The sequence below is a fragment of the Halomonas sp. DQ26W genome (assembly GCF_003339685.1).
Classification (GTDB): Bacteria; Pseudomonadota; Gammaproteobacteria; order Pseudomonadales; family Halomonadaceae; genus Halomonas.
In genome coordinates, this window is record NZ_QPKI01000005.1 from 156,280 (window position 1) to 166,100 (window position 9,821).

Here is a 9,821-nt window from a genome sequence, read left to right on the forward strand (position 1 = left end):
CTCCCGGTTATTCTGCCGCCTCATCGTCGACGATGGGCGTACCCAGCGTATCGATCATCATGCTGTGACACTCGACCTCAAACCACTCATCGAAACGTTTCAGGGTACGCTTTGGCCAAAGCGAAGGGGCGGTGTACCACGCCTCCAGCTCCGACTCGAACAGGTTGCGCCAGTTGGCCTTGACCCACTGCCTGACCTTCGTCGGCGATGCGGATACCTCATCACTGACCAGATAGACGGTGCGGTCGCGATTGACCTCTTCAGCCGTTATTGCCCTGCCACTTGGGGCAGGGTCGGCGTCATTGATCCACTGCACGGCAGGGGCCTTGTAGCGCAGTAATAGAGCTGATCGATTCAACATAGGTTTTCCCTCCCCTCCATTCGACAGGTTGATTTCTAGATATGGCGACTAGCCTGTCGTTTCCGCTGCACTCTTCTTCCGCCGCCGGTCCGCGGGCTTCTGCCTGGCCTTCTCCACCTTGATCCGCCCAGCAGCGCTTCGGCGGAAACAGAGGTTCCACAGCTTCTGAACGATGTCGCTCTGGGTCATAAGGGATCCTGATTGAGAATGTCGATATAGGCACGATAGGCGTAGATTCGATTACGCTTCTGCCCGGTAAGCTCGTTAACGATCCCGAACTCTTTTTCCAATGCGGTGAGCAACTTGCCGACTGTCGCAGGTGTCAGACCTGTGCGCTGGCATAGATGATTGATGTTGGCGATGGGTTGCTGGAATAGCGCATCCAGCAAGAGACCTGCCGAACCAGCCTGACGACCCAGCTCTGCCAGGCGGGCCTTGTCCTGCTCGCGCAGCTTGTTGAGCTGCTGGGCAGTGGCCACTGCCTGAGTGGCCGTATACGCAACGGCATCCACGAAGAAAAGCAGCCAAGCCTCCCAGTCGCCGGTCACCCTTACCTGCTGTAGCCGCTCGTAGTAGGTCTGCCGATGCTGCTTGAAGAATACGGAGAGATAAAGCAGCGGCTCCTTGAGAATGCCGGCCTCTACCAGGATCAACGGAATCAGCAGGCGCCCCAGGCGCCCATTGCCATCCATGAAGGGGTGGATGGTCTCGAACTGCACATGGGTCAGGGCGGCCTTGAGCAATGGGTCCGTCGCTTCGGGAATGTCGTTGATGAAGCGCTCGAGCGCCGCCCAACATTCGGCGAGATGCTGAGGCGGCGGCGGAACGAAAACCGCCTCGTCGGGGCGATGCCCCCCCAGCCAGGCCTGGTTGCTGCGAAACACGCCCGGCCCCCGGTGTATACCGCGTCCCGACTTCATGAGGGCGGTGTGCATCTCCATGGCCAGTCGATGGCTGATGGGAAATCCCTCGCGTATGCGCTGCACGCCGAGCGTCAGCGCATTCACGTAGCAGGAGACTTCCTGCACATCATCCATGGGCACGCCCGGCATGCCCTCCATCTCGTAAAGCATCAGGTCGCTGAGAGAGGACTGGGTGCCCTCGATTTGCGACGACATGACCGCTTCCTTGCGCACATAGCTGTAAAGAAACAGCGAGGCTTCAGGCAGCAGGGTGCTGATGGCGTCGAGGCGCCCAAGGGAGAGCATGGCGTGGTTGATGCGCTGCTGTAGCTTGCCATCCAGCGTCAGGGGCGGCTGGGGTGGCAGCGGATCGGGCAGGAACGCTTCGCAGCGCACCCCACCAGCAATACTGTCTACGTAGTGGCCTGTCAGCCCGCGATCCATGGATTCACCTGAGGTTCGATTAAAATAAGGATGCGGCTTATTTTAATTTGTAGCTGAAAATAAAATAAGGCCCTGCGCTATTTTACTTTCGCGCTCTCCTTGCCTGCCGATATGTTCGTGCCATCGACATGCTCTGGGGACGTGTCGAAAAAATCGCGTTTCGCGAACATGTCACTGCGACATGTCGACGCCATGGACACGTCAGCTCGCTTCCCAGAGGGCGTCGTTGAGGGCATCGAGCTGCTTCAGGCCACCATGATCGGCGAAGCGATGGTTGATTAAGGCTCGGTCGAGCACCACTTCGTGAGTCAGCTGCCTGGCCAGGCGGTCGAGCCACTTGCGCTGGCTGGGTGTCCAGGCATGCAGGGCGTAGATGCGCCGCATGGCGTCGCGCACCCGCTGCTCGAAGGGAATCAACGCCTCGCCCAGGGCGGCACGGCGACTGTGGCCGACGATGCTGACGGCGATGTCCTGGGCTACTGCCTCGCCGAGCTGGCGAAGTTTGATCAGGGTGGTATTGGGGTCATGCACAAAGGCATGCTCTGCACTTGAGGAAAGATCAAGAAAGACTGGATCGTGCCCGGCCAGGAAAGCGAAGTTTCCGCTATTGCTACGGTCTTGTTATCCCTGCATGCGTATTCCCGACCCCGTGCCAGGGGCTGCTCTACCGGCAGCTTTTTACTGGTGCCTGCCTAGCCTGCCATCAAACACTTTCAGGAGCCAGCTCATGAAGCACTATGAGCCGTAACCCTACAGCCAAAATGACAAAGGCCGAGTGACACTTCACTCGGCCTTCGTTCTATCTATCGGCCTCCAGGCCTTGAACGCTCTCATCAAGGCGATGCATGCCTGTCCGGTGGCGCTGAGCTTCCATCTGTCAGACAGTGCCTTGCTACCTGGGCGCAGACCCAGAAAATTCCGGCAAGTATGATAAAGAACAGGCTGCCTGAGACAAGATTCCAGCTTATGGGCTGTTGATCGATAGCGATCAGATAGACCAGGCCAGCCATCAGAGCGAAAAGCACAACGATGGCTGCTGCCCAAAAGAGAAAGTACAAGGCTATTCCCAGCTTGTTCAGCATGCCCATCTCCTCAATCTGCTCAAGGATTCACATTCAGCATAGACCATGTAGGTGACCTCCCTGGCAGTTCCCTTTCAAATTAAAAAAGCGCCCCGTTGCCGGGGCACCCCTGTCACCTCTCGCTTGACTGCTATCAGGCGAGGTCGAAGCGGTCCGCGTTCATCACTTTGCTCCATGCCGAGACGAAGTCCTTGACGAACTTCTCCTTGGCATCGTCCTGGGCGTAGATCTCGGCGATGGCTCGCAGTTGGGAGTTGGAGCCGAACACCAGGTCCACGCGCGTTCCCGTCCACTTCAACTCGCCACTGCTGCGATCGCGGCCCTCGAATACATCGGCATCGGTCGAGGACGGCTGCCACTCCGTGCTCATGTCGACCAGGTTGACGAAGAAGTCGTTGTTCAGCGTGCCGGGGCTGCTGGTGAATACGCCGTGGCGTGACTTGCCGTAATTGGCATCCAGCACACGCATGCCCCCCACCAGCACGGTCATTTCAGGTGCGGAGAGCCCCAACAGCTGGGCCTTGTCGACCAGCATCTCCTCGTCAGAGACGGTAAACCGTGCCCGGTAGTAATTACGGAAGCCATCGGCCTCGGGGCGCAGCCACTCGAAGGACTCGGCGTCGGTCTGCTCATCGGTGGCGTCAGTGCGACCCGGCGTAAACGGTACCTCGATGTCGTGACCGGCATCCTTCGCTGCCTTCTCGATGGCGGCACAGCCGCCCAGCACGATAAGGTCGGCCAACGACACCTTCTTGCTGCCTGCCTGGGCTGAATTGAAGTCGTTCTGGATACCGCCAAGGGTCTTCAGCACCCTGGCCAGTTGCTCGGGCTGGTTGACCTCCCAATCCTTCTGCGGGGCCAGGCGGATACGCGCGCCATTGGCGCCGCCACGCATGTCGGAGCCGCGGAAGGTAGAGGCCGACGACCAGGCGGTATACACCAGTTCGTCAGCGGAGAGCCCGGAGCCCAGGATCTTGCCCTTCAGGTCGGCAATGTCCCGTGCATTGATCAGCTCATGATCGACAGCGGGTACCGGGTCCTGCCAGATCAGGTCCTCCGCCGGCACTTCCGGGCCGAGATAGCGCGCCTTCGGTCCCATGTCGCGGTGGGTCAGCTTGAACCAGGCGCGGGCGAAGGCGTCAGCGAACGCTTCAGGATTCCTGTGGAAGTGTTCGGAGATCTTGCGATACTCCGGATCTTCGCGCATGGCCATGTCCGCAGTGGACATCATGATCGGCACACGCTGGGAGGCGTCTTCGGCATCCGGCGCCATGTCCTTCTCGGCAAGACCCTTCGGCTGCCACTGCTGAGCGCCGGCCGGGCTCTTGGTCAACTCCCATTCATAGCCGAACAGCACATCGAAGTAGCTCATGTCCCAACGGGTAGGCGTCGGGGTCCAGGCTCCTTCCAGGCCACTGGTGATGGTGTCGCGGCCCTTGCCACTGCCGTGGTCGCTCTTCCAGCCTAACCCCATGGCTTCAATAGGGGCAGCTTCGGGCTCCGGGCCTACGTGACCGGGATCACCGGCGCCATGTGTCTTGCCGAAAGTGTGGCCGCCGGCGGTCAGCGCTACTGTCTCGTAGTCGTTCATGGCCATGCGCGCGAAGGTGTCGCGAATGTCTCTGGCCGATAACAGAGGATCCGGATTCCCATCCGGGCCTTCCGGGTTCACATAGATGAGGCCCATCTGCACCGCGGCCAGGGGGTTTTCGAGTTCGCGCTCACCGCTGTAACGGCTGTTGGCCTTGTCACTCGTAGCCAGCCACTCCTCCTCGGCCCCCCAGTAAATGTCTTCTTCCGGCTGATAGATGTCCTCGCGGCCACCAGCGAAGCCAAATGTCTTGAAGCCCATTGACTCCAGGGCGACGTTGCCTGTGAGGATATAGAGATCGGCCCAGGAGAGCTTGTTGCCATACTTCTGCTTGATCGGCCACAGCAGCCGACGCGCCTTGTCCAGGTTGCCGTTATCCGGCCAGCTGTTGATCGGAGCAAAACGCTGTGAGCCGGTGCCGGCTCCACCCCGGCCGTCCCCCACACGGTAGGTGCCCGCGCTGTGCCACGCCATGCGGATAAAGAACGGGCCATAGTGCCCGTAGTCAGCCGGCCACCACTCCTGGGAGTCGGTCATCAGGGTCTCGAGGTCCCTCTTCACCGCTGCCAGATCGAGTTGCTCAAACGCCTCGGCATAGTTGAACTCCCCGCCCAACGGGTTGGATTTCGGGGGGTGCTGATGAAGAATATTCAGATTCAGCAGATTGGGCCACCAGTCATGGATCGACTTGCCCGAGTCTCCTGGCTTGGTTCGAGATCCATGCATGACGGGGCACTTGCCCCCGGTGCTGTCGACTTTCTGATCCATATCGCTCTCCACGTATTACTACGTCTTTTGGCTGCAGCCTCAATGAAAAAAATCTATCGCTCCATGATGGTCAGTGAGGCAAATATTTGGCCTTTCCTTAATGTAAGAACAGGTATTACAGGTATAACAGCTTTATCAGATGGTACGGGATTTGATTTTCAACAATCTATCGATAGCTATTCTTAATTAGATACTAGAATTCTATAGCCTGCTGGCAGAATCCTCCTGATGTGCCTCGGAATAGCAGAAATGATCGGCACGCGGCCAACCACCATTGGCCTGTCCGCTAAACACGAGCGTGGTAGGCTAACGGCAATACAAGGACAGGAGAGCATCATGACAGCAGCCGAGCTGCTTGAACGCCTGGTGGGCTTTGCCACCGTTTCCCGCGAATCCAATCTCGACCTGATTCGTTTCGTAGAGGCCTATCTCGACGAACACGATGTCGAGCATTGGCGGATCGTTAACGATGACGGCAGCAAGGCCAACCTGCTGGCGCGCGTTGGCCCTGCGGTGGAAGGCGGTGTTGTTCTGTCCGGCCATACCGATGTGGTGCCAGTAGTGGGCCAGCCCTGGAGCACAGACCCCTTCACTCTGGTCGACAAGGAGGATGGGCGTCTCTACGGACGCGGCACCTGCGACATGAAAGGCTTTATCGCCTGCGCCCTGGCCGAGGTGCCGAGCTGGGTGCAGCAGGAGCTCACGAAGCCGATTTACCTCGCCTTCTCCTATGACGAGGAGGTCGGCTGCCTCGGTGCCCCGCGCATGATCGACCAACTGATGGCCAACCATCCGCGCCCCATCGCGGTGATCGTCGGTGAGCCGACCCTGATGCAGCCGGTGGTGGCTCACAAGGGCGCCACCAACCTGCGTACCACCGTGACCGGCCTTGCCTCTCACTCCAGCCAGGTCAACCAGGGTGTCTCGGCCATCCATGTGGCTGCCCGGCTGGTGACGAAGATCGAGGATGTGATGGCCGAGCTGCGTGCCGAGGGGCGCGTGGACGAAGCCTTCAACGTCGTCCACTCCAGCCTGCACGTGGGCAAGATTGCCGGCGGGACCGCGATCAACATCATGGCCCGCGAATGCACCTTCGACTGGGAAATCCGTCACCTGCCCCAGGACCGCTTCGAGGATCTGCTCAGCCGTGTGAATGCCTCTGCCGCAAAGCTCGAGGCTGAAATGCAGCGCATCGCCCCGGAAACGAGCATCGTCACAGAGGCGCTCAACGTCACGGTGCCGGCGCTGGCTGACGACAACAATGCCGAGGTGCTCGGTTTGTGTCGCGAGCTGCTCGGCGAACGGCCCAGCGGCGCCGTGGCCTATGCCACCGAGGCCGGCCAGTTCCAGCGCGTCGGCCTACCCACGCTGATCTGTGGCCCAGGCAGCATCGCCCAGGCACACCAGCCCGACGAGTATATCGAGAGCGAACAGCTTGTGGCGGGCAGCGAGTTCATGCGGGCCCTGGGCACGCGGCTGGAAAGTCGTCGGGCCTGAGCAGCATTTCACGAACCTGCGCATAAAAGAAAGGTTCTACGCAGACTGGCGTGAAGAGGCCGTAGGCCTCCCGGCGGGGTTGCCAGTGCCAGCGACCATCGCCAACGCCGTGGCCTCCGCTGAGGCGCCTATCGGTGCCAGTCGCGATGCGGAGCAGCGCTCCAACAGTGAAACGTTCATGCGCCGGTGGTGCCCGCCAAGGCGCCTATCGGCGCCAGTCGCGGTGCAGAGTCGGGGCGCCGAACCGAGCGCTCCAACAAGGAGCGCCTGCGTCGCTATCGCCGAAGCGTCCTTCCACAATGCAGTCTGTGCAGAGCAGATTCACGCCAAAGTGTGAAGAACCAAAAGAAAGCCCTCGTACCGGAACGGTACGAGGGCTTCGTCTTTCACGCCTGCCGGACCTGTGCCCGGCAGCGATCAGGCGCTGGTGCGGCGGCGGATCGGAGCGTCACCGTCCTGGCGGCGGCGCGGAGCACGCTCGGCAGTAGCACCGGCATCTTCGCTGATTTCCAGCGGACGACCGGCGACACGGGCCCGTGCCATCTTGTCGAGGATGCTGGCCGGCAGCGAGCTCGGCAACTCCACCACGGAGAAGGCGTTGCGAATGTCGATGCGACCGATACGGGCACCTTCGATGCCACCCTCATTGGCCAGAGCGCCGACCAGTTGGCCCGGTTTGACGCCATCCTTGTGGCCCACAGCGACGCGATAGCGGGTCATGCCCTCGCTGGGGCCCCGCTCGCGACGCGCCGGCTTGCCGTCGCGTGATACAGGTGCACGCTCGGTACGCTCCTTGCGCGGCGGCTGCATGCGGCCGATGGGTGCTTCGTCGGCGCGGGCCATGGCGGCAAAGGCACAGGCCAGCTCGACCGGGTCGTGCCCTTCGGCGACCAGGCGCTCGATCAGCGCACGCTGCTCTTCAGCACCGGCGGTCAGTGCACCCTGGGTACGCAGGAAGAAGGCATCATCCCGATGGGCGCGGATGGCGGCTTCGTCGGGGATCGGCATATCGGCCATGTGCTGACCGGTGGCCTGCTCCATCCAGCGCACCTTGCGCAGCTCGCGAGAGCCGACGAAGGTGATCGCGATGCCGGTCCGGCCCGCACGGCCAGTACGGCCGATACGGTGGGTGTAGGCTTCGCTGTCCTGGGGCAGGTCATAGTTGATGACGTGCGTGATCCGCGACACGTCGAGACCGCGGGCGGCCACGTCGGTGGCGATCAGCACATCGACCTTGCCGCGCTTGAGACGAGTGATGGTGCGCTCGCGCAGGCTCTGGTCCAGGTCACCGGAGAGGCTCGCCACGTTCACGCCGCGGGCGGAGAGCTGCTCCATCAGGGTGGTGCAGGCAGCACGAGTCCGCACGAAGACGATGGCGCCATCGACCGGCTCGACCTCGAGGATGCGCGACAGCGCTTCCAGCTTGGCACCGCCTTCGACGCGCACCAGACGCTGGTCGATGCTGGCGGCAGTACCCACGCTGGCTTCGATCATGACCTTGACAGGATCGACCAGGTAGCGATTGACGATGCGCTCGATTTCGGCCGGAAGCGTCGCGGAGAAGAAGACCCGTTGGGCATCCTTGGGCGTATCGGCGACTACACGCTTGACGTCGTCGATGAAGCCCATGCGCAGCATCTCATCGGCTTCGTCGAGCACCAGGGCAGAAAGGCCGTCGAGCTTGAGGCTACCGCGATCCAGGTGATCGATGATGCGGCCGGGGGTGCCGACCACGACCTGGGCGCCGCGCTTCAGGGCGCCCAACTGCTCACGGTATTCCTGGCCACCGCACAGGGTAGCGACTTCCAGGCCCTTGAGGTTCTGGCCGTACTTGCTGAACGACACGGCTACCTGCTGGGCCAGTTCACGGGTCGGCGCCATGACCAATACCTGGGGCTCACGGCGAGTCAGCTCCAGGCGAGACAGAATCGGCAGCGCAAAGGCAGCGGTCTTGCCGGTGCCGGTCTGGGCCTGGCCCAGCATGTCACGCCCTTCCAGCAGGGCAGGAATGGTCTGCAGCTGAATGGGCGAAGGAGTTTCGTAGCCCAGTGTTTCCACAGCGGAGAGAACGGCAGGCAACAGAGCAAGATCGCCGAAGCTCGGCGAAGCGACAGAAGTCGAGGTCATCAATCACACCTTGGTAGGCCGGCAGTGGCCGGCAAAATCACATTGAGGCATCCCCGACGCAAAACAACGGTCGGGCGCACTGCGCTTGTCGAGGGCCATCATTGGCCGAAGGGCAGAGCGAGTCACGGTATCGGGGACGCCGGTCGCACCTGGCATCCGGTTCGCGCCCTGGGGCTTGCGAACCGCTAAGGCGACCTTTCTGCGCCGATGTCGCCTGTTGGCGGCATCTGGTGGCGCTCCATCTTCACATCTCGGACACTGTCGGTAGATGACCGCAGGTCTCGGTGATTCGGCTCGGGCAACTTCAGCACCGGCGAATCGTCATGATGGCGGGGTCAGCACATGCGAGGAGGGCGCATGCTACCATCGGTGCTTTCCCCTGGCCAGCACTTTCCACGCTAACGGCCATGCCCCCTCATCAAGGAGCCTGCCAATGCCAACCCTGTGGGTCGATGCCGACGCCTGCCCCAAAGTGGCACGCGAGATTATCGTGCGCGCCGCCGAGCGTACCGATACCCCCACCTGGTTCGTGGCCAACCATACGATTCCGCTGCCGCCCTCACGCTGCGTCAAATCGCTTGCGGTGAGCCAAGGCTTCGACGCCGCCGACAACGAGATCGTCGCCCGCCTCGCCTCCGGTGACCTGCTGCTCACCTCGGACCTGCCGCTGGCCCTGGAGGCCATCGAAAAAGGCGCGGCGGTGATGACCACCCGTGGCGAAATGCTCGACAAGGGCAATATCAAGGCGCGGGTACAGATGCGGGATTTCATGGAGACGCTGCGCGCCAGCGGCGAACACACCGGCGGCCCCAAGGGTTACAGCGACACCGACCGACGTGAGTTCGCCAATGCGCTGGACAGGTGGCTAGCGAAGCAGCGGTAAGAGGCGGGCAGGCGATTTCCCCTTTGTAGGAGCATCTTTAGATCACGACTGGAGGCGCTAGCCTCCCGGCGGTGTTGCCCATGTTGGCGATCACCGCCAACGCCGTGGCCTCCGCCGGGGCGCCTGCCGGCGCCAGTCGCGATGCAGAGCAGCGCTCCAACAGCTG

8 protein-coding genes are annotated in these 9,821 nt (G+C 61.6%); 2 read left to right on the plus strand and 6 right to left on the minus strand.

Annotated elements, in window-relative coordinates:
• Positions 1–7: 7 nt before the first annotated feature.
• The 5 genes from DU490_RS04340 to katG form a co-directional block, all read right to left on the minus strand.
• Complete coding sequence (locus tag DU490_RS04340; RefSeq protein WP_114573112.1) at positions 8–361, minus strand: hypothetical protein; 354 nt, start codon at positions 359–361, stop codon at positions 8–10.
• Positions 362–546: 185 nt separating this feature from the next.
• The gene (locus tag DU490_RS04345; RefSeq protein ID WP_114573113.1) at positions 547–1,707 is read right to left on the minus strand and encodes a Fic family protein; all 1,161 of its coding nucleotides are present in this window, start codon (positions 1,705–1,707) and stop codon (positions 547–549) included.
• A 201-nt stretch (positions 1,708–1,908) separates the two neighbouring features.
• Positions 1,909–2,238 (minus strand): type I restriction-modification enzyme R subunit C-terminal domain-containing protein, encoded by a 330-nt coding sequence (locus DU490_RS04350; protein WP_258801264.1) that lies wholly within the window; start codon positions 2,236–2,238, stop codon positions 1,909–1,911.
• A 302-nt stretch (positions 2,239–2,540) separates the two neighbouring features.
• Complete coding sequence (locus DU490_RS04355; RefSeq protein WP_114573115.1) at positions 2,541–2,789, minus strand: hypothetical protein; 249 nt, start codon at positions 2,787–2,789, stop codon at positions 2,541–2,543.
• Positions 2,790–2,922: 133 nt separating this feature from the next.
• A complete protein-coding gene (gene katG / locus DU490_RS04360; RefSeq protein ID WP_181869955.1) occupies positions 2,923–5,148 on the minus strand; it encodes a catalase/peroxidase HPI in 2,226 nt (741 codons plus the stop codon).
• 336 nt (positions 5,149–5,484) lie between these two features.
• Here katG and argE point away from each other — a divergent pair, with 336 nt between their 5' ends.
• On the plus strand, positions 5,485–6,645 hold the full coding sequence (gene argE, locus DU490_RS04365) for an acetylornithine deacetylase (protein WP_114573116.1): 1,161 nt from the start codon (positions 5,485–5,487) through the stop codon (positions 6,643–6,645).
• Positions 6,646–7,062: 417 nt separating this feature from the next.
• On the opposite strand, the gene DU490_RS04370 is transcribed toward argE, so the two are convergent.
• Positions 7,063–8,772 carry a DEAD/DEAH box helicase gene (locus DU490_RS04370; protein ID WP_114573117.1) on the minus strand — a complete coding sequence of 570 codons (1,710 nt, stop codon included), beginning with the start codon at positions 8,770–8,772 and terminating at the stop codon, positions 7,063–7,065.
• A gap of 433 nt (positions 8,773–9,205) precedes the next feature.
• Between DU490_RS04370 and DU490_RS04375 the strand changes: the two genes are divergently transcribed.
• On the plus strand, positions 9,206–9,655 hold the full coding sequence (locus DU490_RS04375) for a YaiI/YqxD family protein (protein WP_114573118.1): 450 nt from the start codon (positions 9,206–9,208) through the stop codon (positions 9,653–9,655).
• Positions 9,656–9,821 lie beyond the last annotated feature (166 nt).

Bases quoted from the DNA above. Each gene is read 5' to 3' on its own strand.
- argE (WP_114573116.1), top strand. From the start codon at position 5,485: ATGACAGCAGCCGAGCTGCTTGAACGCCTGGTGGGCTTTGCCACCGTT.
- DU490_RS04370 (WP_114573117.1), bottom strand. From the start codon at position 8,772: ATGACCTCGACTTCTGTCGCTTCGCCGAGCTTCGGCGATCTTGCTCTG.
- DU490_RS04355 (WP_114573115.1), bottom strand. From the start codon at position 2,789: ATGCTGAACAAGCTGGGAATAGCCTTGTACTTTCTCTTTTGGGCAGCA.
- DU490_RS04345 (WP_114573113.1), bottom strand. From the start codon at position 1,707: ATGGATCGCGGGCTGACAGGCCACTACGTAGACAGTATTGCTGGTGGG.
- katG (WP_181869955.1), bottom strand. From the start codon at position 5,148: ATGGATCAGAAAGTCGACAGCACCGGGGGCAAGTGCCCCGTCATGCAT.
- DU490_RS04375 (WP_114573118.1), top strand. From the start codon at position 9,206: ATGCCAACCCTGTGGGTCGATGCCGACGCCTGCCCCAAAGTGGCACGC.
- DU490_RS04340 (WP_114573112.1), bottom strand. From the start codon at position 361: ATGTTGAATCGATCAGCTCTATTACTGCGCTACAAGGCCCCTGCCGTG.